The organism is Deinococcus radiophilus (genome assembly GCF_020889625.1).
GTDB classification, from domain to species: domain Bacteria; phylum Deinococcota; class Deinococci; order Deinococcales; family Deinococcaceae; genus Deinococcus; species Deinococcus radiophilus.
Genome location: NZ_CP086380.1, coordinates 905022 through 926889 on the forward strand (window position 1 = coordinate 905022; position 21868 = coordinate 926889).

Below are 21868 nucleotides of genomic sequence, written 5' to 3' on the forward strand. Positions count from 1 at the left end.
AGGTCATCTCTTACGGCGGAATTCTGTGAAAGTCCGACGTAAAAGTGCAGCACATTCACCTGCACGGTAGCCTGCACGCACCTCAGGCTGATGTCCCCAGTGAGTCCTCAAGAGATCGCTGACCCCGCCCAATGCTCCAGCCTTGGGATTGGCTGCGCCGTACACGATGCGGCCCACCCGCGCCTCTAGAGCTGCGCCCAGACACATCGGGCAAGGCTCCAAGGTGACAACCAGGGTGCAGTCCGTCAGATAGGGTTGGCCGAGTTGCTGCGCCGCTGCCCGGAGGGCCTCAAGCTCAGCGTGACGCGTCATGTCCCCCAGCTCACGGCTGCGGTTGCGTCCCTCACCGATGAGCTGACCTGAACTATCCAGCACCACAGCACCGACCGGGGCCTCCTGGGCCGCGGCGGCTGAATGGGCACACACCAGCGCGGCGGACATCCCCTCCCAAAGGGGGTCAGACCAACTGGTGTGTTGCCGTGCCCCCAGCGCCCAGATGGGCGGGTCCAGCCCAATCCACTGGACCTGTTGTGGCTGCCCTGGATCAGCCAAGACTGGAACCTGACTGCGCCACTGCCTAGGGACGCGCCGCTCAGCCAACACGTCACTCAGCTTGCGGCGTCCACCCGGCTGCCTGATCCAGTCGCCTGCACTGGCTGTTCGCAAAACCCAGGCTGGTGGAGAATCGAAGTTCGGCGCAACCGGTGGCCCCACCTGGCCGGGCAAGATCAGCTGGCTGCCAGTCACGCTGACAGGCTGTGCCCCTGGCAGATCCAGATGAGTCGTCTGTCCTTGTGAAATTGCCTTGGCCAGTTGGTCCAGCTGATCGGCGTGAAAGCGCAGTCCCGCTCCCTTGAGGGTCATCCTCAGCCAGCGTCTTAGGACAGCCCTAGGCTGACCGACCAGGGGGGTATGCGGCTGCAAAGATTCGGCCAGCCCTTGCAACACAGCTTCATCCTCATTGGCCCGACACGCCAGCTTCGCCAAGTGCTGCTCGGCCAGGCCGAATCTTTCGAGCAACAGTGGCATCAGGACCAGCCGCACCCATACGCGGGTCAGGTCCGTATCCTGGTTGGTGGGGTCTTCGCGCCAGGTCTGGCCCAGCGCCTGTAAATAGCCTTCTACTTCAGTTCTGGACACCGCCAAGAGAGGACGTTCCACCTGGCCCCAGCGCTCGGCAATCCCCGTCAGGACGGCTTCACCACGCAGCAGTCGCATGAGGACTGTTTCAGCCTGATCGCGGCGGGTGTGCGCGGTCAGGACATGGCTGATCTTCCGGTCACGGGCCGCCCTGGTCAGAAAGTCATAGCGGAGTCGGCGCGCCGCATCTTCAATGTTCCAACCCCGGCGCCGAGCCACTGCCCGCACATCCACGCGCGCCGTAACGAAGGGCAAGCCCAGCTCCCCGGCCAGAGCGGCCACCCAGCTGGCATCCTCCGCCGAATCGGGCCGCAGTGCGTGGTCGAAATGGGCCACCACCGGAAACGCTCCGACTTCCAGCAAGCCGTGCAGGAGCGCCACACTGTCGGCCCCACCCGATACTCCCACCACGGCTGGCACGCCGCGGTAGGTGTTCAGGGCTTGGACGAGAGCAGCAGACACCGTGCCAGTGTAATGGATCGCCACCAGACGGCCCTGCACCATCAGAATTGTCAAATTTCCCCTATGACAGTCATTCCCTAGGCAGTTACCAGTCATTGGGTCAAATCAGCTGACAAATGCCAATCACCGGAGTATGATGGCGCAAGTCCAGAGCGGCGGCAGGGCGTTTGATCCTTCTCGCCCTCCTGTGGTCCCTGCTATCCTCCGGGCCTGCCGGGCCGCAGCTTTGACCGGCCGTCTTTTTTAGTGCTGAGTCGCTCAACCACTTTTGCTCTCCTTCCCCCCACCGAGGCTCCATGAAGAACAACGAACCTGCCACATCCAATAAGCGCAAATCTACCCCCGCCCCCACACGCCTCGATCAGCTGGACCTTCAGCTGGTGGACGCCCTGCAACGTGATGCCCGCCTGAGCATCCGCGAACTGGGCCGCCGCCTAGGTGTCTCCGCACCTACGGTATCGGACCGCCTCAGCCGCCTAGAAGATGCTGGAGTGATTCGCTCTTACGGCGCAGTGGTCTCTCTGAGTGCCTTGGGCTACGGCGTAGTGGCCTTTGTGGGTGTGTTCGATACCGGCGAGAAATTCAGCGCCCTAGATACCTGGGCCAAGGAGCATCCAGCCGTGCTGGAATGCCACCACGTCACTGGACGTTTCGCTGCCCTGATGAAGATTGCTGTGCCGACCATTGAGGAGCTGAACAGCCTGGTCATGGAGCTGGTAGACATGGGCGTACAGTGCGATACCAGTATCGTGCTGAGCTCACCCGTACCGGACAAGATGGTGACGGTTCAGCCATCGTAATTGGCTGCAAATCATAAACGGGGCGCGGGGAACATGTCATTTTCATTCCCCGCGCCCCGTTCGTTGATAAACCTATTCCAGAGCTACCGACTGGTTGGTTCCCATATCTGCCTGGTTCCCGGTCAGCAGACCTTTGGCCGTCTGGAAAGCCGAAGCCAGCTTGCCACTGCTCTCCCACAACTCGGCGCCGTGCGTTTCCACGCGGACCAGCTGGACGTTGGGGTCATCAATGCCTTCAGGGAAATAAGCCTTGTAAAAGTCGCTCCAGACTTCTTCCAGCTTGGTGCGGTCTTCGACCAGACTGGCACGCCCGGTGATGCTGACATAGTTCTGGCCGTCCGGCTGGCTGTACGCCAGGTTAATCTGCTCACGCTTGGAAATGTCCTGCACCCACTCGGAGTCTTTGCCCCCGATAAACCACAAGTCGCCGTCAAATTCCTGGTCCTGAGTGGTGACAGGGCGGCTGTGCAAGTGGCCCTCGTCGGTCTGGGTCACCAGCATGCAGAATTTGATGCCTCGGATCAGCTCGGCCACCTTCTGGATGGCCTGCTCGCGGGTCAGATCGTTGCTCATAGATTCAGCATGCCAGATTACGCGTACTGCACCGCCAAAGCTCAAGCGTTTATGAGTGCTGGACTATAAAACGGTTCCAGGTGTCGTCAGTCCTAGGCAGCTTCTGCGCTTCGGTCCAGGCCCAGTAGGGAGTGTAGAGGCTGCGCGAGGTCAGCAGCTCCTGCCGGAATACCTCGGCACTTAGGCCCGTAGCCAGGTAGCCGGACTCAGAGAAGCGGCGCAGGCTGAGTGCCCGGTCATAGTCCACCCGGATAATTTCTGGCTGCCAGCCCTGGGGCGTCGCGGTCAACAACAGATAGGCCGCTCTGGGGTCCCCGTCAGACGATACGCCCACACCGCCAGTATTTAGCACCAGCGTGTCGCCACTGCGGTGAATGACAGGCCGGTGAATGTGCGACCCCACAATCACGCCATGCAGACCAGCCACCTCGCGCAAGCGCTCCGCCGAGGTGCGGTCGCTGACGCCCTCACGGTAGTTGTCGGGCGTACCGTGGGCGACCTGCACATCTGGCAGACCCGGTGCATGCAGGGTTTCGGTGAGTGCCCAGTCCTGTGGCACATACAGCAAGCCCCCGCGGTCCAGCTGCTCAGCATTCCAGGCGGTGGCTTCCCAGAAGGGATCAGTGAACCAGTCGGACGGCAGATTGTCAGAGCGCTCCTGCCACAGCCGCAGCAAATCATCATGGTTACCCAAGATGAAGGTCACACCGTCCAGCGCCAGCAATTCATGCATCACTGCTGCTGAATCCGGACCACGGTTGACCAGATCGCCATTCACGATGATGCGGTCTACATCACGCCTGCGAAGATCGGCCAGGGTGGCCCTCAAAGCAGATAGGTTGCCGTGAATATCGGCCAGTACGGCAACTCTCATGGTCTGCATTTTACTCGGCCTATCAGCAGACATTTGGGTCATCCCTTCCCAAGCCAGCTAAAATATGGCCCGTGATCCTGCTCAACTTGGCTGTGGCCGTGCTGTCCTATCTCCTCGGTGCCATCCCCGCTGCGGCGTGGGTGGCCCGCTCGCGTGGGGTAGACATCCGTACAGTCGGCAGCGGAAACAGTGGGGCAACCAATGTCCTGCGCTCACTGGGCAAAGGTCCGGCGGCGTTCGTGGCGGCGTTCGATATTCTCAAAGGAGTGCTGGCCGTCATGCTGGCGCGCCTGATGGGTCTGGACCCGGCCTGGGTGGCGCTGTGCGGGGTGCTGGCCGTCATCGGGCATAACTTCAGCGTCTTTCTGAGCGGGCGGGGTGGCAAGGGCGTAGCCACCTCCTTCGGCACCGTTGCAGCGCTCTCCCCTGCCATCGGCATCTTTGCCTTCGTCCTGGCTATCTTTACCATGTGGCTGACCCGCTTTGTGAGTGCCGGCAGCATCATCGGAGCGGCAGCGGTACTGGCGCTGCTGGGTTTCAGCTATCTGGTGCAGCTGCCCCCACCCTGGTATGCCACCGCCGCACTGGCTTTTCTGGCTTCGCTGCTGATCTGGCAACACCGCGACAATATCAGGCGGCTGACGGGCGGGAATGAGCGGCGCTTGGGCGAGAAGGCGTAATGGTTTCTGCGCGAACCTGCAGTACACGGCACAACCCCACCCCTTTCGCGCAACCCGAATTGTCCCACTGGCACGCCATCCGCTAACGCAAGAGCAATGGCGTCATCTGGCCAAAGTCAATTCACAATAGGGCTCGCGCAAATCGGGTGATTCCACGCCTGCAGCACGGCATTGATAGAATGACCGTTGCACCTGGCCTTCGGGCTGGGTGAGGATTGAAACAACCTCATCACCATCAGAAAGGCCGAGAGATTTAAGTTGCACCTGGCCTTCGGGCTGGGTGAGGATTGAAACAGCTTGGGACACCCGACCCGCAGCCAGATCACGGTGTTGCACCTGGCCTTCGGGCTGGGTGAGGATTGAAACGCTTTGCTTCCGCTCACGGCTCAGGCGTTCGGGTTGCACCTGGCCTTCGGGCTGGGTGAGGATTGAAACACGTAATGCTCAAGATGCACCCGGTTATATATCGGGTTGCACCTGGCCTTCGGGCTGGGTGAGGATTGAAACTGGACATCTCCGACCTGATTAGCGCTGGAGACCTCAGTTGCACCTGGCCTTCGGGCTGGGTGAGGATTGAAACCAGCTCGGCGCGGCGCTGTGCCAGTTCGGCGTCGGTGTTGCACCTGGCCTTCGGGCTGGGTGAGGATTGAAACAAATTCTGGGCTGGTCATCATGTCGTAACGGTTGCTGTTGCACCTGGCCTTCGGGCTGAGGAACGCAATCCTCCTGCTTCGGCGGCACTAGCATGAGCCCATGCCCGAGCTGCCCGAAGTCGAAACCACCCGCCGAAAGATCGCACCGCTGGTCACAGGCCGCACCGTGCTAGAGATTGAGCATTTCAGCCCGGACAAATACCCGGACACTGAATTGGCCCACGGCCGGATCATTAGCGAAGTGCAGCGACGGGGCAAATACCTGATTTTGCCACTGGCCGACCAGGCTGGCGGGCCTGCCGATTACGAGCTGATCGTGCATCTGGGCATGACCGGGGGCTTCCGGCTGGAAGAGACACAACATACCCGCCTCACCTTACGGCTAAATGACGGCGCGCTGCATTTCCATGATCCCAGGCGTTTCGGAAAAGTGCGAGTGGTGCGGGTAGGCGACTACGCAGCGCTGCCCACCCTGGCAGCAATGGGCCCTGAGCCGCTAGAAGACGACTTTGCGCTGGAGCCGTTTGCCGAAGCCGCCGCCAAGGCCGGAGCCGTCAAACCCTGGTTGCTGAGCCAGAAGCCAGTAGCAGGTGTGGGCAACATCTACGCCGATGAAGCACTGTGGCGTGCCCAGATCCACCCGGCGCAGACGCGATTAAGTGCCGAGCAAGCAGCGCAGCTACACACGGCCATCCGCGAGGTGATGGAAGAAGCCGTGAACCTGGGCGGCAGTTCGTTGGGCGGCGGCACGGGCAATTACCGTCAGCATGACGGCGACTGGGGCGGCTTTCAGCTACAGCACGCGGCTTACGGGCGAGGCGGACAACCCTGCCCCCGCTGCGGCACACCCATTGAGAAAACTGTCCTGGGCCAGCGGGGCACCCATCACTGCCCGCAGTGCCAGCCGAGCTAACGGCTAGACTCGGACCATGACCGACCTCACCTCGCTGCGCCTGTCCTACACCCGCGCTGCCCTGAGCAAAGGGGCCATGCACGCCGACCCTGCCGCCCAATTCAGCGACTGGCTGGCGGCAGCCCTGGCCCATGAGAGATTGGACGAACCTTATGCCTTTGCCCTGGCCACTGCCGATGCCGAGGGCCAACCCAGCGTAAGAACATTGCTGCTGCGAGGAGTGGACGCCGAGGGATGCCCCAGCTTTTACACCAACTACGACTCGGAAAAAGGCCGGGCGCTGTCTCAGAACCCCCGCGCCGAGATGCTGTTTTACTGGGATGTGCTAGAGCAGCAGGTGCGGGTACGCGGACGGGTCGAGCCGCTGGACCCACAAGAAAGCACCCGTTACTTTCACTTGCGCCCCCGAGACAGCCAGTTGGCTGCACATGTCTCTGCGCCACAGAGTGGCCCGGTAGAAAGCCGTGAGGTGCTGGAAGGCCGCTTTGCCGCGCTCCATGAACAATTTGGGGGCCAGGATGTGCCGCGCCCCGACTTCTGGGGTGGCTACCGCCTGATTCCGGAGCGCTGGGAGTTCTGGCAAGGCCGCCCCAACCGGATGCATGACCGCCTGGTGTATGTCCGCGCTGGGGACGGCTGGACGCTAGAGCGGCTGATGCCCTAAAGCCGTTTTCCCGTGCAGAGCCCGATAGGTCTACTCGCCCAAAAGACAGGACATGGCGCCAGTCCTACGTGACGGGGAACTTCTTCCCCACCCACCGCGTACCTCTAAGCAGGAGGACACAAGTGGACTTTTATCTTCTTGCGCTGATTGTGGGAGGCGGCCTGCTGCTGCTCTCACTGCTTGGCGGACACGATACCGACCTGGATATGGGCGGCGGGAGCGGCCTGGATTCTGCCGACCCCGGCCATACCGAGACGGGCGATCTGGCGTCCTGGTTTTCCATGCGGGCGCTGGTGGCATTTGCCGCTTTTTTCGGGCTGGCTGGGGTCGTTGGTCGCCTGCTGGGGTTGGAGGGCTTAGCGCAACTGCTGACCGCGCTGGTCAGTGGCCTGCTGGCGGGCGTGCTGACGGCGGCCACCTTCCGCCTGGCCCGCAGTCGGGGCAATGTCTCGTTCGAGGCTGCCACACTGGTAGGCCGGGTCGGACAGGTCATCATTCCCATTGCTCCCGGCAAGCTGGGGCGCGTGTCGCTGGAACTGGGCGCCCAGACCGAGCAACTGACCGCCCGCAGTGACCAGACCCTCGGCGCTGGACAAACCGTGATCGTCACGGCCGAAGAAAGCGGCGTACTGGAAGTGCAGGCTTGGGGTGGTGGCCTGGACCTCTAACCGCGTCAGCCGTTTGTCCACTCGCCTACTCGCTTCCCAGGAGGTTTTTTTATGGTTCCTACTCTGATTGTCGGCGGCATGTTCCTGATTGCCCTTGTTTTCTTGCTGATCCTGATCCAATCCATGCTGATCGTGGTGCCACCCAACCGAGTGCTGGTCATTTCGGGCAAAAGCCGCGCCACCGCTTCCGGAGACCGGGTCGGCTACCGGGTCATTCGCGGTGGGCGGGCCTTCCGCATTCCGGTGCTGGAAAAGGCCAGCTGGATGGACCTCACCACCATCCCACTGGACCTGAGCATCGAAAACGCCTACTCCAAGGGCGGCATTCCGCTGCGAATTCACGCGGTGGCCAACGTCAAGGTCAACGCCCACGAGCCGTTTCTGAGCAATGCGATTGAGCGCTTTTTGGACGTGCCGCGTGATCAGCTGACCGGCATTGTCCGCGACACGTTGGAAGGCAACCTGCGCGGTGTGGTCGCCACCCTGACGCCTGAGGAGATCAACGAGGACCGCCTGCGCTTCGCTGAGGCGCTGATGGAAGAGGCCGAGCATGACCTGAACAGCCTGGGCATCAAGCTTGACACCCTCAAGATTCAGAACGTGACCGACGAGAGCGGCTACCTGGACTCCATCGGGCGCCGCCAGACCGCCGAGGTGCTGAAGGAGGCCCGTATCGCCGAGGCCACCCGCAACGCCGAGGCCAGCGAAGTGGAAGCGCAGGCCAAGCAGCGGGCCACCATCGCGCAGACCATTTCCGAGCAGGCGATTTTGGAGCGGCAGACCGAGCTGCGGATTCGCCGCGCCGAGCTGGAAGCGCAGTCGGCCGCCCGCGAGAACGAGGCGCAGGTGTCGGCCGAGCGGGCCAAGGTCACGGCCGAGCAGCAGCTGGAGCAAGAGCGCATCATCCTCAACCAGAAGCGGCTGGAAGCCGACATCGTGGCCCCGGCCCGCGCCCGCCGCGAGGCCGAGATGCTCAAGGCCCAGGCGGAGGCGGCACCCATCGTCGAAGAAGGCCGCGCCCGCGCCGAGGCGGTGCGGCAGATTGTCGCCGCCTTTGCCGATGCCGGCCCCGACGCCGAGCGGGCCTACGTGCTGAACATGCTTCCCTCGATTGTGGACACCTTCGCCGAGAGCGTGAAAGCGGTGGACATCGGCAAGATCACCGTGATTGATTCCGGAAGTGGTCAGGCCACCCAGAGCGCCATGCAGACCCTGCCCCGTAACGTCATCGGGCTGGTAGAGCAGGTCGAGACGGCCACCGGCGTGAGCCTGCTGGGCCTGCTGCGGGGCAGCGGCGAGGCACCCAGCGGCGGTGTTCCTGCACCTCAGGACCAGCCTTCTTCCCAGCCGTTCAGCGTTCCCAGTGTCACGGTACGCCGCGAAAGCAGCGGTGAGGAACAGCCGCTCTAAACCCTCTGTCCCAGGGGTCAGAGCGGCAAGAAAAGACCGAGCAGTGTCGGCAGACGAGCGTGGCAATGAGATGATCGCCACGCTCGTCTGCCGTGGCTTCCTTACTCATCTCTGCCACAGCTCAGGCACATGAAGTCAGCGGCTGAGGACCCAAATTCACCGTGTCATACCGCTGTCCGAACCATCTGATTACTGTGAGTCCAACTTCGCACACTTCTGTGAAGGGAAGCTTTGATCCCCGTCCTGTAATGCGGGCACCTCGGACGGGAGGAGCCAGTGGTGCGACCGGCTTTTCATTCTTCTGCACCGGCCAGATTCGGCCTGTGCTGCGCTTTTCAGGAGTCGTGATGTTCAAAAAAACTGCTTTCGTGATCCTGTTCGCCGCCCTGACCTCTGCCCTGGCCGTGGACAGCACCCAGACGGATTATGACCATGCCGCCCTGAGCCTGAGTGCCCAGGGAACCTACGCTCAGGCCGTGAGCTTCAGCATTCCCAGCACCGAGCTGACCCTGAGCGCCGAGCAGGTTCGCCCCGGCAACAGCTTTACGGTGTCCATTCCCGTGACCAACACCACGGACCGGGCCATTGATGTGAGTGCCGTGGCGGCTGCTCCTACCGGGACGGGCGCCAGCCACCTGACGGTGCAGGCTGTGAGCGCCCAGGCCACCCTACCCGCCGGACAAACCACCACCCTGACCTTCACCCTGAGCTTCGATGCCAGCACGGAGGCTGCCCAGGCAGGCCAGACCGTCAGCGTGATGTTTGATGTCACGGCTGTGGCTGCCGCCGACAACACCAGCACCGAGAACAGCAGCTTCTAGACCACCGAGCGACCTGGAGGCACATTGCCCGTGCTTATTCAGAAGATGCGTTTCATGGCGCATCTTCTTTTGTTTGGGAGGCAAGCATGAAAACTACTGTTTTGACCGCCGCCAGCTTCAGCCTGCTGGCGCTGCTGGGTTCAGGGCAGGCGCAGGGCAACCTGGTCATGCCAGCCGTCAGTATTCGTCCCACCACGGCGACACCTGTGCCCACTGAATTGGCCCGGCAGGTGCTGGTGCAGCCCGCCCGCCTTGAGGCTGCAGTGGCTCCCGGTTACACCACGGCCCCGCTCACCTTCACACTGCTGAGCGAAGTCGCCACCGAAGTCTACCTGCGGCCTAGCGACCCCCGGCTGGTCTTCCGAGGACCCAAAGACGGGCAGGTCAGCCTCACTCCCTATACCCTGCAATCGGTCAGCTTTCTGGCCATGACGGCGCATAACGGTGTGATAGACATCCTGAACGCCGCAGGCGAGCGCATCGCGCAGGCCCCGTATACCGTTTTTTCACCCAAGAGCGTCAATCAGAGCGCCTCGCTGACCTTCAGCCCACTCACCCAGAAAACCAGTCTGGGCTACTCGGTGTCATCTACCTGGACAGGCTTACGCGAGCCAGCCTTCAGCGCTGGAATCAATCTGGGATACACCCCCCCAGACCGTTTGGAGGGCACCATCAGCCTGAACGTGCGCTGGTAGCCGCCACAAGCCCTGTGTGCCTGACGGTTCTGCGCCGCCTGGCTCTGTAGACTGGCCGCATGTCTTCATCCAATTCCGCCTCGCAGCCTGACACGCTGGTGCTGATTGACGGTCACGCGCTGGCCTACCGCTCATATTTTGCCCTGCCGCCCCTGAGCAACTCGCGCGGCGAAAGTACCCATGCCATCGTCGGATTTTTGCGTCAAGCGCTGCGGCTGGCCCGGCAAAAGGGCAATCAGCTGGTGGTGGTCTTTGATCCACCAGTCAAAACTTTCCGGCATGAGCAGTACGAGGACTACAAGTCGGGCCGCGCCGAGACTCCCAGCGACTTGCCCCCGCAGATCAACCGCATCCGTCAACTGGTGGACGCCCTGGGCTGGCCCCGGCTGGAAGTTGGTGGCTACGAGGCAGATGATGTGATCGGCACACTGACCCAGCGCGGACGGGCCGAGGGAATGCAGGTCCGCATCCTGACTTCGGACCGCGACGCTTATCAACTGCTGGCGGACGATGTACGCGTCATCAAAAACGACAACTCGCTGTTTGGGCCGCAGGACGTGCTGGACAAATACGGCGTGACGGTAGACCAGTGGGTGGACTTCCGGGCGCTGACTGGGGACGCCAGCGACAATATTCCGGGCGCCAAAGGCATCGGCCCCAAGACGGCCACCAAGATTTTGCAGGAGTACGGCACGCTGGACGCGGCCCTGGCCGCCGCCAAAGCCGGCGAGCTGAAACCCGTCGGCACGCAGAAAAAACTGGTGGAGAGCGAGGAAGCGGTGCTGTTCAGCCGTGAGCTGTCGCAGATGGTCTGTGACCTGGAGCTGGACTGTGAACTGCGGGCTGGGCGCGGCGTAGGCGACCCGGCGCGGCTGAACGAACTGCTGGAAGAACTGGAACTGGACTCGCTGCGAACCGACATCGGGCGGCTGCTGGCCGGGGAAATGGAAAGGGCTCCTGCACCAGCGGCTGAGGTGCAAGTGGCGAGATTCACTGCGCCACAGTCCGGCACTTGGCAAGCACCCCAGCGCGAGGCCGTGTGGGGTTACCGCCTAAGCCGCGAGGACGACCTGACCGCCGAGCTGCGCGGCGCGGCCTGGTTGGACGGCGATACGGCCCGCGCCGTGCCGGAGCTGGAAGCAGCCCCCAACCTGTTCGAGCTGGAAACCGCACAGGCCCCGAAGAAGCGGGGCAAGGCCAAGGAACCGCAGCCGCTGGCGGACCTTGACGTTCTGACCGGGGCGATTCAGGGGCATGAACTGGACGCCGCCGGAGCCAAGGCGCTGGCCGCCTGGCTGGCCGTGCGCGGCAAAGAGGTCGCCCCCGGTGACGATCCGCTGCTGATGGCCTACTTGCTGGACCCGGCCAACACCGCCATGCCGACGGTGGCTCAGCGCTACCTGAACACCGAATGGCCCGACGACGCAGGCATGCGCGCCGGGATCACGGCCCGACTGCTGGAAGTGCTGCCTGAGCAACTGGATGAACCCAGACGCAAGCTGTACGGCGAAGTGGAAAAGCCATTGAGCGGCGTCCTGGCACGCATGGAAGCGCGGGGTGTACGTCTGGACAGCGAGTATCTCACCGGCCTCTCGCTGGCGATCGCGGAGCGGATTCAGCGGCTGGAAGGGCAGATTCATGAGTTGGCGGGGCGTGAGTTTAGCATTCGCAGCCGTGACCAGCTGGAAGCCGTGCTGTACGACGAACTGGGCCTGGCCAGCGGCAAGAAGACCAAGCTGACCGGTAAGCGGTCTACTGCGGTTAGCGCCCTCGAACCGCTGCGCGACGAACACCCTATCATCCCGCTGCTGCTGGAATACCGCGAGTTGGAAAAGCTGCGCGGCACTTACCTGGACCCCCTCCCACGCCTGGTCAATCCCACCACCGGGCGGCTGCACACCACTTTCGCCCAGACGGCAGTGGCGACCGGGCGCCTGAGCAGCCTCAACCCCAACCTCCAGAACATTCCGATTCGCTCGGAGGAGGGCCGCCAGATTCGTAAGGGCTTCGTCGCGGATGATGGGTATTGCCTGGTCGCCGCCGACTACTCGCAACTCGAACTGCGGTTGATGGCCCATATCGCCGGGGACGCCCCGATGCAGCAGGCTTTCCGAGATGGGGCCGACATTCACCGCCGCACCGCCGCGCAGGTGCTGGGGCTGGATGAGGCCACCGTTGACGCCAATCAACGCCGCGCCGCCAAGACGGTGAATTTCGGCGTGCTGTACGGCATGAGCGCCCACCGCCTTAGCAATGAGCTGGGCATTCCTTACGCTGAGGCCGCCGGATTTATCGAGAACTACTTCGGGATCTATCCGGGGATTCAGGAATACATTGACGGGACGCTGGAGTTCGGGCGGCAGCACGGCTACGTAGAAACGCTGTATGGCCGCCGCCGCTACGTGCCGGAGCTGACGGCCCGGAACCGCAACCTGCGCGAAGCCGGCGAGCGCCTCGCCTACAACATGCCGATTCAGGGCACCGCCGCCGACATCATGAAAATGGCGATGGTGGCCCTAGAACCGCGTCTAGACGCACTGGGTGCCCGGATGCTGCTCCAGGTTCATGACGAACTGCTGATCGAATCGCCCCAGGAAAAGGCCGAGGAAGTCGCCGCGCTGACCCGTGAAGTGATGGAAAACGTGGTGACGCTGGAGGTGCCGCTGGCCACTGAGGTCGGGATCAGCGATAACTGGTATGAAACCAAGTGAGTTGCGAAGGGCAAAATGAAACCATGCAAAGGAACATGGAAACCACTGAGCAGAGCCTGCGAAGTGTCGTTGGTGGGGGCCTGCTGGCCACTGCACTGGTCACCTCTAGCCCGGCCCGACTGGGCCTGCTGGGCCCCTCGGTGGACTGATGCTCGGCACGGCCAGCACCGGCCACTGCCCTGCCTACGTGGCGCCGAATGTGGACGCCCGCAAGGAACCGAAGGGCTGAGTCACGAATTCGCTTGATGGCCATCCCGGCAGCGCGGTAAGGACGCCCATTTTCTTATTTGGAACGACCTGACCTGACCCTTTGACGGCCAAATCTATACTCGCACCATGAACCTCAGCGACGAAATGGTCCAGGTCTTACGGAACAGCGTGCTGGCGTGGCTGGCGACGGTGGATGCCGACGGTTGGCCGAACGTCTCTCCTAAGGAGATTTTCGCTCCGTATACCGACCCAGCGGGGATCACGGCGGCCATCGCCATTGCCGACATTGCTTCTCCGATCAGCGTGTCCAATCTGCGGATCAACCCCCGCGCCTGCCTAAGCGCTGTGGACATCTTCCGACAGGTGGGATACAAGGTGCAGGGTCACGTGCGGATCATCGCTCCTTGCGACGCCGCGTTCACTGAGGTCAGCCGGGGACTGTTGGAACTCACGGGCGGTCAATATCTGGTTCGGCATGTCTTGCTGCTGGAGGTAGAGCAGGTCCGCCGAATCATGGCTCCCTCCTATCACCTGTTTCCGGAACGCAGCGAGGCACAGCGGGTCGCCCAGGCCATGCAAGCTTACGGCGTGCAGCCGGTTGAGCCGCCAACCCATAGCTAGAGCAGTTCTCCAAATTACGCGAGCAAGAGAAAGGCACTCTTACTCGCTCCATTTTCCATCCTGCTCTTTTTATTTCACTCGCCCTGCTCTGCTTCACAGCTTTGCAAGTCGGACAGAAACGCTTCGCTCATTCCGTCAAATGCTTTAATTCAGCGACCCGCCCAGCTCGTCCAGCGTAGGAACCCGCAGCTCCGGCTGAGGCCACTGGGGCAGCCCCAGCGGTTGCCCCGGCGTCACCGTCTAAAGAATGTGGATGGGCGGTTCAGGCTGAGTGGCCGTCCGCAGCGGCTGGCTGGACGGGTACACCGCCGCCATGTCTTCCCACACGGGCGACTGACCCGCCGCGTCCACTCCGGCGACCGCACCTATATACACCGTGTTCCAACGGTTCAACTCCAGCGGGGAGCGGCGAAACATCCCGTTGGCCCCTCGCTCTCCTTCAAGTTCCACACAGGGGCGCGGCCCTGGGCCTGGCCCCACCGCCGTGCGGCTAAAATGCGGGGAATGGTCTGGGGTCAGTCCGGCCACCAACAGGTAGGCGCAATGCTCGGTCTGACCGGCGACGGTGCGCGTCTGATTTTCAATCATCCATTCCTGCCGGAAGCGGGCATGAGCGGGCGCAGCGCCGCCGTAACTCAGGCGCAAGGCGGACTGCACATCCGTGACCAGCGCCGTATCCGTGCGGCCCAGACTGTCCAGTTGCACACTGACCACGGTGGCCGTACCTGGGGGAAAGCTCAGCCTGGCGCTCGCTGGCTCGGTGGTCACTGTTCCCTGATCTGGCAGCACCAGCGGCGGCATCAGCCGCGCCCACTCCTGCTGGCCCGCCGGAATGAAATTGCCCCAGCGGACCGCCTGCTGGGCGGCCCCACCGCATCCCACAATAAGCAGGGGCAGCAGCAAAAAGGTGGCCTTGGGCATGGTTCAGTGTAAGGTCAGGCGAAAGCCGCTGGCTGACCCCACCTTAATCCCCGCCCAGCAGCGCCCGCACCAGCCCCAGCAACCATGGGTCTTGCCCCCAGGGGGCGATCAGTTGTACCCCTACCCAGTCCACGCCGGAAGGCAGCGCCACTGCCGGGACACCCAGCATGGAAAAGGGCACATTCAGCCGCAGGACAGCTGGGCGGAGATTGGCCGTTTCGCGGCCCAGTTGCACTTCCTCCTGACCGATAAGTGGCGGTGAGGTAGGGACTACCGGAGCCAGCAGCAGATCTACCTGGCCGAACAGCTTTGCCAACTGGGTGCGGTACTCTTCCCGGCGGGTATAGGCCGCCTGCACCTGACTGGGCGTCAGTTCCTGGGCTGCCCGGAGCTTGGTCAGCACATCAGGGCTGAAGCCAGGGTCAGCCAGTGCCAGGGCGTCTGCATGTACCTGGGCTGCCTCGTGGCCCACGATGACGCTGTAGGCGTCCAACATGTCGGGCAGGGATATGGAGTGCAGGGCCGCGCCCGCTTCTTCCAGTCGCCGGGCCATACCCTGTACCGCCGCCTGAGCTTGCGGGTCCAGCCAGTCGGCAGGCTGCCAGATCCCCACCTTCAGGCCTGACCAGTCCTGGGGTGTGATCGCTGCGCCCGTCAGCGCCTCTTGGACCCGCAAGATGGTCCCAAAGTCTGCCGCCAGTGGGCCAGCGTGATCACAGGTGGGGCTCAGTGGCAAAACTCCGGTGGTCGGCCAGGCAGGGTGATTCTTGGTCGGTTTGTAGCCGTATACGCCACACCAGGCCGCAGGCACGCGGATGCTGCCGCCCGTGTCGGTTCCCAGCGCAAAGTCCACCTGCCGCAGCGCGGCGCTTACTGCGGCGCCACTGCTGCTCCCGCCCGCAGCATGGTCCGGCAGGGCAGGGTGTCTAGTCCCGCCATAAGCATTCGCCCCCAAAATCCCCATGGCGATCTCGTGCAGGTGGGTCTTGCCCACGGCAGTGCCCCCCAGGTCCAGCAGCCGAAGCACCAGCGGACTGGGAACCATCAGCGGCAAGGGTGCGCGGGTACTGGCCCTCAGCGGCCAGCCCTCCACCGCAAACAAGTCCTTGACCGAGAAAGTCAGGCCAGCCAGCGGTCCAGTGGCGGCTCCGCGCAGCGGCTGGGGTGGACGGTACGCCCAGGCCCGCTGCGGATCAGGAAAAGCTGGAGGGGTGGACATGGCCGCAGTCTACCCATCTGCCAGGCGGCCTAGCCTCCGCTCCCTTCATCTTCCCGCTGCTCGACTTCCGCCACAGGGGCCTGACGGTTCTTGCCGATTTCCCGCACCTGACCGCTAAAGCGGCTGCGAAAATCCTCGTAGCGTGGATGCGCCCGGATATCCCGCACGGCGCCACTGGCCGCAGTCGTCATGGGTGGAGCGCTGACAGGAACAGAGGCAGCGGGACGAGGGGACAGGGCTGGAGCGTCAGCGGGCTTAGCCCGCTCGGCCCCCCCCGCGCGACCACCCCCGCTGACGATCATCTCAGCAGGCAGGCCCAGATCATCCCAGACGGGTTCTTCCGTCACCGGCTCGCCCAGATACATTTCACGGGTGGCCGTTTCCTGCGGGGTTTCGGGGGTCTGTTCAGCTGTTCCTGCCGGAGCTGGTGGCACCTGGGCCGGGTCTTCCTGCCAGGGTGGGCTGGCGTCCGGCAGTGGGGCGGGAGCACGGTCATCCGGGGAAGGTGGGTCGGCGGGGCGCAGTGGGGCAGGCTGCTCGGCGGCCTGTTCCTGCACCGGCTCTGGGGCAGGTGCAGCGGTCTGGGGTCGGCCAACAGGGGCCCGCCGCGCCAACGGATCAAAGTCATCCACCACATCACTGGCGGCCTGAACGGGGGCAGTCGGAGCAGCACGTGAGACAGGCATGGGCGCAGGCTGTGGCGTAGTGATCAGGGCCCCTTGTACTGGCGCTGGCGCAGCTCCAGCCGCCGCTGCACCACCACCAACCGGGTACTTGCGGCCTCCATCTGCGGTGATGATCTCCAAAGTGACCGGCCCGAACACCTGCTCAATGAGTGGGGTCAACTCGTCCAGCTTGGTACCGACCTGCTTGGCATGAAAGCTGGAGCGGGCATCGTAACTCAGGCTGACATATCCGGCCTCGGCGTACATCCGGGCAGGCTTCAGGAAAGCGCGGGTCTGCATACTGACGGCCTGAATCACATCGGCCCAGGTGCCGCCAGCAGGCGCAGCGACCTGCGGGGCAGCGCGGGCAGGCGCCACCGGACGGGCGGCAGGCGGCGTAGGTTGCGTGGGAACCACAGAGGCAGTCGGAGCCGCTGCCACAAGTGTCCCGCTCCCACGCAGAGCCGCCAGATCACGCTCTAGCCGCTCCAGACGGCCTGACAGCTCGGACAGTTCAGCGCCATCCCTCACCTGCGGACGAGGAGCAGGGCGAGCGTCACTCTCCGCCACCTCTCCCCCACCGTCTGCCGCCAGCAGGGCATGGGTCAGGGCCAGTTCCAGGCTCAACAGGTCGGCGGCGCGGGCGAAGCGGCTTTCCTGCTCATCCAGCGCCGCTTGCAGCCGCAGCAGCCGGGATGTATCGGCACCTTCCAGGCGGGCTGCGTCACTGTCAGACACTCCCAGCTCCGCATGAATGGCCTGGGACAGTGCTTCAACCAGACCCTCTACCACCGTGCGGGCCGCGAATCCGGCGCGGTACAGCTCCCCTGCGGCAGCCAGGGCTGTTCCGGCCTCGCCACGCACCAGCGATCCGGCCAGACTCCGCATCTGCTCGCCGGGGGGCAAGCCCAGTGCCTCTTCCACAGCGCGGCGGGTCACGGCGGTGCCAGCAGCCAGCATCCGCTCCAGCAGGCTTTCGCCGTCACGCATGGCTCCGTCGGCCAGGCGGCCCATCAGCCCCAGGGCTTCCGGTTCAGCAGCTACGCCCTCCGCCTCGGCCAGCCCCGCCAGCTTGCCGGCAATCTCGTCCGCACTCAGGCGGCGAAAGCGGTAGTGCTGACAGCGTGACAGGATCGTGGGAATGATTTTTTCCGGCTCGGTGGTCGCCAGGATGAAAATGACATGCTCGGGTGGCTCCTCCAGCGTCTTGAGCAGCGCGTTAAAGGCGGCGCGGCTCATCATGTGCGCTTCGTCCAGAATGTAGATTTTTTTGCCGCCACGCATCGGGGCCAGCCCAACCTTTTCACGCAGGTCACGCACGTCGTCGACCGAGTTGTTGCTGGCCGCGTCAATCTCCAGCACGTCAGGGTGACTGCCCGCCCGCACCGCTCGGCAACTTTCGCACTCGCCGCAGGGCTTAGGCTCCGGGCCGGTGCAGTTGGCGGTCATGGCGATCAATCGGGCGGTGGTCGTCTTGCCCACCCCACGCGGCCCGCTGAACAGGTAGGCGTGCCCCACCCGGCCCTGGTCCAGCGCCGCTTTCAGCACTCCCTTGATGTGCTCCTGGCCGATGACCTGATCCCAGTGAATCGGCCGGGCACGCTGATAAATGGCGCTCATGACTTTCTCCCTACGGGGACGGCGAAAGGAGAGCGAGTGCGGCAGAATTGGGACTGGGGGGACGGCACGTGGCTCACTGGTTCAGTTTAGCCCGGCTGAGCGGGAGCGTTTGCGGCCCCGGTTCCCAGGAAATGCAGCTTACCGCCCCGGGCGCGCTTTCCCCGTCAGGCGGTTCTCGCCGGGATGGCTGCGGGCGTACCTGTCACCTGGATTGTAGAGCGTGCAGGTGTCCAGGCTGAGACACCTGCAGGCGATACAGCCGTCCAGGTCGTCGCGCAGGCGTTCCAACATGGCAATCCGGGCGTTCAGTTCATCCCGCCAGGCCTGCGAGAGCCGCGCCCAGTCGGCGGCAGTGGGCGTGCGGCCTTCCGGCAGGGTGTGCAGCGCGGCCCGGATATCCGCCAGTGGCACGCCGACACGCTGCGCCGCGCGAATGAACGCCAGTCGCCGCAAGGTGTCCCGCGAGTAGCGCCGCTGGTTCCCGCCCGTGCGCGTGGCGTGAATCAGGCCTTACTTTCTCGTAGTAGTGCAGCGCAGACACGTTCAGGCCGCTGCGTTCCGACACTTGCGCGGGAGTGAGTTCAGGCATGGTGACCTCCAGAGCTTGACCTGAAGTTTACTTGAGGTTTTAGGCTGGGGTCATGAACAACCTGACCTCGGACCACGTTCATTCCCGCCCCGGCATCCACACGCCCAGCCCGCCCAGTCATACGGGTGTCGCCGCATGAACATTCAGGAATTAACCCTTCATACCCGTTCCACAGCGGGAGTTCTACGCCGTGACGCTCGGTTTTCCACTGCTGGCAGAGGACGCCCGCCAGATTACCTTCGCGGCAGGTTCTACACGCCTGACGTTTGTGCAGGACGAGAATTTCACTGGTTTCTATCATGTGGCCTTCGACATCCCCCGGAACTGTGTCGCGCAGGCGCGGGCCTGGGTGCAGGAGCGTGTGCCGCTGCTGAGCGGCGAGCACGGCACAGATCAATTCGAATCGAAGGGCTGGAATTCTACCATCCTCTACTTCGACGATCCGGCGGGCAACATTCTGGAATTCATGGCCCGGCACGACTTGAACCACGACGCAGACCAATTCACGGGCGTGCTGCATGTCAGTGAACTGGGCGTCGTCCCGGACGTTCTCGCCACCGTGCAGAACATCGGGCAACGGTACGACCTGCACCCCTTCAATGGTGAAAGCGACACGTTCACCGCCGTAGGCGGTCACGATGGAATGCTCATCGTGGTGAAAGAGGGACGCGGGTGGTTCCCGGTAGGGCGAAGCGCGATTCCCGCGCCGTTTCGATTGGTATTCACCTCCGCCACGACGGAAGGAGTGATTTCCCACGACCCTGCGTCTTGAATTGTTCGTGGATGACGTGAGTGAATCCCTGACGTTTTACCGGGACGTGCTGGGCTTCGAGGTGATGGGGGAGAACGCGTCGTACAAGTCTTTGCGATTCGGTGAGAGCCGCATTGCCGTTCAGGATGTTCGCACGCTGGAACCGGGTCACCCGCTGGCTGGGCCGGGGAAACGCGGGCTGGGCGTCGAGTTCGTGCTGGAAGTGGGGGACGTGACCGCCCTGCACCAGCGCGTGCAAAAGCAGTGGGCGCACGTCACGGGGCTGAAACGGCAAGCGTGGGGCCTCACGGATTTTCGCGTGACCGACCCGGACGGGTACTACTGGCGCATCACCGAGCAAAGGAGATAAGAATGCACACCTTCAAGGTGGATAAATTCATCGTGCCGGAAGGCGCGAAGGCCGAGTTTCTGGAGAAAGTTCACGCCACGCACCAGCTTCTGGAACAGCAACCCGGTTTCGTGCGGCAAGTCCTGCTGGAACAACACGGCGGGCCGGGAGAATTCAACATCGTCACTTTCGTCGAATGGGACAATCAGGATGCCATCGACGCGGCACGGCAGGCCATTCACGAGTTGCACCAGCAATTGAATTTCGACCCGCAGGAAATGTGGGCGCGGCTGAGCGTACGAGCTGATCCGGCGACGTACCGTGAGCTGATGGGCTGGGAGTTACCGTGATCGCGGGTCTGTTCGAGACTCACCTCAAGGTGGCCGACCTGAAACGTTCAGAGCACTTTTACGGTGAGGTGCTGGGGCTGGAACTGGCGCATCGGGATGAAACGCGGCCCATCACGTTTTACTGGTTGGGCGGGCGGGGTGAGGCCATGCTGGGCTTGTGGGAGGAAGCGCCGGAAAACATCCAGCGCCAGCACTTCGCTTTCCGCAGCACCGTGCCGGAGGTGCTTCGTGCGCCCGCGTGGTTGCGAGAGCGGGGCCTCACACCGCGCAATTTCCTGAACGACGGCACGGATCAGCCGATGGTGTTTGCGTGGACGCCTGCCATCGCCATTTACTTCACTGACCCGGACGGTCACTCACTAGAGTTCATCGCCATGCTGGGCGGCGGACCCAGACCGGAACTGGGCGTGATCTCACTGGAGGAATGGCAGTCCAAACTATGAAGCTCTTGACCGACGCTGAAGTCCAGCGTTTCCCCCGTGCCACAGCAGTAGAGGTAATGCGCCGGGCCGTGCTGGCGGCGGAACACGGCGAGTTGACCTCGCCTGCCCGGCTGCACGCGGCGGACATGACGTTTACAGTGGGTGGCATGCCAGACGTGTTCGGGTTCCGGGCGTACCATACACGGAACACGCCCCTGGACGAGCAAGTGGTCGTGGTCTGGGCCAATTCCGGATGCGTGGCGGGCGTTGTGGTCGGCACGGAACTGGGACCTCTCCGCACTTCGGCAATCGGCGTCCTAGCCACACAAGCGCTGGCCCGCCCGGAGGCATCCCAGCTGGGTTTAATTGGAAGCGGCATGCAGGCGCGGCACCATGCATTGACTTTGTCGAGCGTGCGGGAGCTGACACAGGTGCTGGTCTACAGCCGTCAGACTGAAAGCCGCGAAAAGCTGGCGGCTGAACTCCGCGTCGCCGGGCTACCCGCGCAGGCTGCACCTTCTGCCGAAGAGGTCTGTGCGGCGTCCGACCTGTTGACGCTCGCCACGAACAGTTCCAGGCCCGTCATTCAGCCCGAGTGGGTGCGGCCTGGCACGCACGTCTGTACCCTGGGTCCAAAGGAGGCGCACCGTCACGAGTTCCCGCCCGAACTGGCCCGCCGGGCTGCGCTGGTGGTCACGGACAGCCTGAATCAACTACAGGGGTATCCTGGCAGTCATGCGCTGGCCGCGGAGGACACTACTTCACTGGGCGCATGTTTGCAGAGCGGCAGCATACGCCAGCCGGATGACATTACCCTATTTCTGTCGGTGGGCTTAGCAGGCACGGAAGTCCTGCTCGCACAGGCCATCTTGCAGAAAAGATGAGCCATTTATAGCCTTCCAGACCGTGTAAGAAATCCCTTAGGCGTCTAGGCCATAATTTCAGCCTTTTCTCCTCTGCCCTTCCTCATGTCACCCACCTCCACTAGTCGCCACTTCCTATCTGGGTTATACTCCGAGGCGTTGTTATGCCCAGAACAGAATTATCCGCAACACAACCACCCTTCGCCTGCTCACCACTCTTCCCC

Annotated in this window: 23 protein-coding genes, 1 CRISPR repeat array and 1 riboswitch; of the genes, 16 read left to right on the forward strand and 7 right to left on the reverse strand. The window is 63.2% G+C overall.

The genetic code is table 11. The features are described from left to right. Positions 1–3 precede the first annotated feature (3 nt). Positions 4–1656 (reverse strand): tRNA lysidine(34) synthetase TilS, encoded by a 1653-nt coding sequence (gene tilS, locus LMT64_RS04685; RefSeq protein WP_324295872.1) that lies wholly within the window; start codon positions 1654–1656, stop codon positions 4–6. A gap of 242 nt (positions 1657–1898) precedes the next feature. Between tilS and LMT64_RS04690 the strand changes: the two genes are divergently transcribed. Further along, positions 1899–2402 (forward strand): Lrp/AsnC family transcriptional regulator, encoded by a 504-nt coding sequence (locus LMT64_RS04690; RefSeq protein WP_126351724.1) that lies wholly within the window; start codon positions 1899–1901, stop codon positions 2400–2402. A gap of 72 nt (positions 2403–2474) precedes the next feature. On the opposite strand, the gene LMT64_RS04695 is transcribed toward LMT64_RS04690, so the two are convergent. Next, positions 2475–2975: a pyridoxamine 5'-phosphate oxidase family protein gene (locus LMT64_RS04695; RefSeq protein ID WP_170165945.1), complete on the reverse strand. Its 501-nt coding sequence runs from the start codon at positions 2973–2975 to the stop codon at positions 2475–2477. A gap of 49 nt (positions 2976–3024) precedes the next feature. Then, positions 3025–3849 carry a metallophosphoesterase family protein gene (locus tag LMT64_RS04700; RefSeq protein ID WP_126351725.1) on the reverse strand — a complete coding sequence of 275 codons (825 nt, stop codon included), beginning with the start codon at positions 3847–3849 and terminating at the stop codon, positions 3025–3027. 71 nt (positions 3850–3920) lie between these two features. Between LMT64_RS04700 and plsY the strand changes: the two genes are divergently transcribed. The 10 genes from plsY (at position 3921) to LMT64_RS04745 (ending at position 13895) form a co-directional block, all read left to right on the forward strand. Continuing rightward, positions 3921–4529 (forward strand): glycerol-3-phosphate 1-O-acyltransferase PlsY, encoded by a 609-nt coding sequence (plsY, locus tag LMT64_RS04705; RefSeq protein WP_380099182.1) that lies wholly within the window; start codon positions 3921–3923, stop codon positions 4527–4529. A 185-nt stretch (positions 4530–4714) separates the two neighbouring features. Beyond that, positions 4715–5182: direct repeats of the CRISPR family, unit length 37 nt; unit sequence GTTGCACCTGGCCTTCGGGCTGGGTGAGGATTGAAAC. 100 nt (positions 5183–5282) lie between these two features. Further along, positions 5283–6095: a DNA-formamidopyrimidine glycosylase gene (locus LMT64_RS04710; RefSeq protein WP_126351726.1), complete on the forward strand. Its 813-nt coding sequence runs from the start codon at positions 5283–5285 to the stop codon at positions 6093–6095. A 16-nt stretch (positions 6096–6111) separates the two neighbouring features. Continuing rightward, entirely contained in the window at positions 6112–6759 is a 648-nt protein-coding gene (gene pdxH, locus LMT64_RS04715) for a pyridoxamine 5'-phosphate oxidase (protein WP_126351727.1), read from the forward strand. Between the two features lie 122 nt (positions 6760–6881). Next, positions 6882–7427, forward strand: coding sequence for an NfeD family protein (locus LMT64_RS04720; protein WP_126351728.1), 546 nt, complete (start codon positions 6882–6884; stop codon positions 7425–7427). A 51-nt stretch (positions 7428–7478) separates the two neighbouring features. After that, positions 7479–8837, forward strand: a complete 1359-nt coding sequence (locus tag LMT64_RS04725) for a flotillin family protein (protein ID WP_126351729.1) — start codon at positions 7479–7481, stop codon at positions 8835–8837. Between the two features lie 215 nt (positions 8838–9052). Continuing rightward, a riboswitch (cyclic di-GMP riboswitch) is annotated at positions 9053–9137 on the forward strand. A gap of 47 nt (positions 9138–9184) precedes the next feature. Further along, on the forward strand, positions 9185–9658 hold the full coding sequence (locus LMT64_RS04730) for a hypothetical protein (RefSeq protein WP_126351730.1): 474 nt from the start codon (positions 9185–9187) through the stop codon (positions 9656–9658). A gap of 86 nt (positions 9659–9744) precedes the next feature. Next, a complete protein-coding gene (locus tag LMT64_RS04735) occupies positions 9745–10353 on the forward strand; it encodes a hypothetical protein (protein WP_126351731.1) in 609 nt (202 codons plus the stop codon). Positions 10354–10412: 59 nt separating this feature from the next. Then, positions 10413–13064, forward strand: a complete 2652-nt coding sequence (polA, locus tag LMT64_RS04740; RefSeq protein ID WP_126351732.1) for a DNA polymerase I — start codon at positions 10413–10415, stop codon at positions 13062–13064. 23 nt (positions 13065–13087) lie between these two features. After that, a complete protein-coding gene (locus LMT64_RS14195; RefSeq protein ID WP_267869777.1) occupies positions 13088–13213 on the forward strand; it encodes a hypothetical protein in 126 nt (41 codons plus the stop codon). Between the two features lie 187 nt (positions 13214–13400). Then, a complete protein-coding gene (locus tag LMT64_RS04745; protein ID WP_126351733.1) occupies positions 13401–13895 on the forward strand; it encodes a pyridoxamine 5'-phosphate oxidase family protein in 495 nt (164 codons plus the stop codon). Between the two features lie 240 nt (positions 13896–14135). Here LMT64_RS04745 and LMT64_RS04750 read toward each other — a convergent pair whose 3' ends face one another. From LMT64_RS04750 to soxR, 4 genes are all read right to left on the reverse strand, one after another. After that, positions 14136–14816: a hypothetical protein gene (locus LMT64_RS04750; protein WP_126351734.1), complete on the reverse strand. Its 681-nt coding sequence runs from the start codon at positions 14814–14816 to the stop codon at positions 14136–14138. A 43-nt stretch (positions 14817–14859) separates the two neighbouring features. Continuing rightward, the gene (locus LMT64_RS04755; RefSeq protein ID WP_126351735.1) at positions 14860–16035 is read right to left on the reverse strand and encodes an amidase; all 1176 of its coding nucleotides are present in this window, start codon (positions 16033–16035) and stop codon (positions 14860–14862) included. Between the two features lie 29 nt (positions 16036–16064). Next, the gene (dnaX, locus tag LMT64_RS04760; RefSeq protein WP_229253396.1) at positions 16065–18320 is read right to left on the reverse strand and encodes a DNA polymerase III subunit gamma/tau; all 2256 of its coding nucleotides are present in this window, start codon (positions 18318–18320) and stop codon (positions 16065–16067) included. Positions 18321–18458: 138 nt separating this feature from the next. Further along, a complete protein-coding gene (soxR, locus tag LMT64_RS04765; protein WP_324295873.1) occupies positions 18459–18773 on the reverse strand; it encodes a redox-sensitive transcriptional activator SoxR in 315 nt (104 codons plus the stop codon). Between the two features lie 326 nt (positions 18774–19099). Between soxR and LMT64_RS04770 the strand changes: the two genes are divergently transcribed. Genes LMT64_RS04770 through LMT64_RS04790 form a run of 5 tightly spaced genes read left to right on the forward strand, consistent with a single transcriptional unit; the run spans position 19100 to position 21665 of the window. Then, positions 19100–19681, forward strand: a complete 582-nt coding sequence (locus LMT64_RS04770; protein ID WP_126351737.1) for a VOC family protein — start codon at positions 19100–19102, stop codon at positions 19679–19681. Positions 19682–19688: 7 nt separating this feature from the next. Continuing rightward, positions 19689–20030, forward strand: a complete 342-nt coding sequence (locus tag LMT64_RS04775) for a VOC family protein (protein ID WP_267869778.1) — start codon at positions 19689–19691, stop codon at positions 20028–20030. A gap of 2 nt (positions 20031–20032) precedes the next feature. Continuing rightward, positions 20033–20359, forward strand: coding sequence for an antibiotic biosynthesis monooxygenase family protein (locus LMT64_RS04780; RefSeq protein WP_126351739.1), 327 nt, complete (start codon positions 20033–20035; stop codon positions 20357–20359). Next, positions 20356–20802: a VOC family protein gene (locus LMT64_RS04785; RefSeq protein WP_126351740.1), complete on the forward strand. Its 447-nt coding sequence runs from the start codon at positions 20356–20358 to the stop codon at positions 20800–20802. Before LMT64_RS04780 ends, LMT64_RS04785 begins: the two co-directional genes overlap by 4 nt. After that, positions 20784–21665 (forward strand): ornithine cyclodeaminase family protein, encoded by an 882-nt coding sequence (locus LMT64_RS04790; protein ID WP_126351741.1) that lies wholly within the window; start codon positions 20784–20786, stop codon positions 21663–21665. Before LMT64_RS04785 ends, LMT64_RS04790 begins: the two co-directional genes overlap by 19 nt. The last annotated feature ends 203 nt before the right edge of the window (positions 21666–21868 follow it).

Coding starts and splice junctions, on each gene's coding strand:
- LMT64_RS04710 (WP_126351726.1), top strand. CDS start 5,283: ATGCCCGAGCTGCCCGAAGTCGAAACCACCCGCCGAAAGATCGCACCG.
- LMT64_RS14195 (WP_267869777.1), top strand. CDS start 13,088: ATGCAAAGGAACATGGAAACCACTGAGCAGAGCCTGCGAAGTGTCGTT.
- pdxH (WP_126351727.1), top strand. CDS start 6,112: ATGACCGACCTCACCTCGCTGCGCCTGTCCTACACCCGCGCTGCCCTG.
- LMT64_RS04780 (WP_126351739.1), top strand. CDS start 20,033: ATGCACACCTTCAAGGTGGATAAATTCATCGTGCCGGAAGGCGCGAAG.
- LMT64_RS04690 (WP_126351724.1), top strand. CDS start 1,899: ATGAAGAACAACGAACCTGCCACATCCAATAAGCGCAAATCTACCCCC.
- LMT64_RS04735 (WP_126351731.1), top strand. CDS start 9,745: ATGAAAACTACTGTTTTGACCGCCGCCAGCTTCAGCCTGCTGGCGCTG.
- polA (WP_126351732.1), top strand. CDS start 10,413: ATGTCTTCATCCAATTCCGCCTCGCAGCCTGACACGCTGGTGCTGATT.
- LMT64_RS04755 (WP_126351735.1), bottom strand. CDS start 16,035: ATGTCCACCCCTCCAGCTTTTCCTGATCCGCAGCGGGCCTGGGCGTAC.
- LMT64_RS04700 (WP_126351725.1), bottom strand. CDS start 3,849: ATGAGAGTTGCCGTACTGGCCGATATTCACGGCAACCTATCTGCTTTG.
- LMT64_RS04790 (WP_126351741.1), top strand. CDS start 20,784: ATGGCAGTCCAAACTATGAAGCTCTTGACCGACGCTGAAGTCCAGCGT.
- LMT64_RS04695 (WP_170165945.1), bottom strand. CDS start 2,975: ATGAGCAACGATCTGACCCGCGAGCAGGCCATCCAGAAGGTGGCCGAG.
- dnaX (WP_229253396.1), bottom strand. CDS start 18,320: ATGAGCGCCATTTATCAGCGTGCCCGGCCGATTCACTGGGATCAGGTC.
- LMT64_RS04725 (WP_126351729.1), top strand. CDS start 7,479: ATGGTTCCTACTCTGATTGTCGGCGGCATGTTCCTGATTGCCCTTGTT.
- LMT64_RS04750 (WP_126351734.1), bottom strand. CDS start 14,816: ATGCCCAAGGCCACCTTTTTGCTGCTGCCCCTGCTTATTGTGGGATGC.
- LMT64_RS04745 (WP_126351733.1), top strand. CDS start 13,401: ATGAACCTCAGCGACGAAATGGTCCAGGTCTTACGGAACAGCGTGCTG.
- LMT64_RS04730 (WP_126351730.1), top strand. CDS start 9,185: ATGTTCAAAAAAACTGCTTTCGTGATCCTGTTCGCCGCCCTGACCTCT.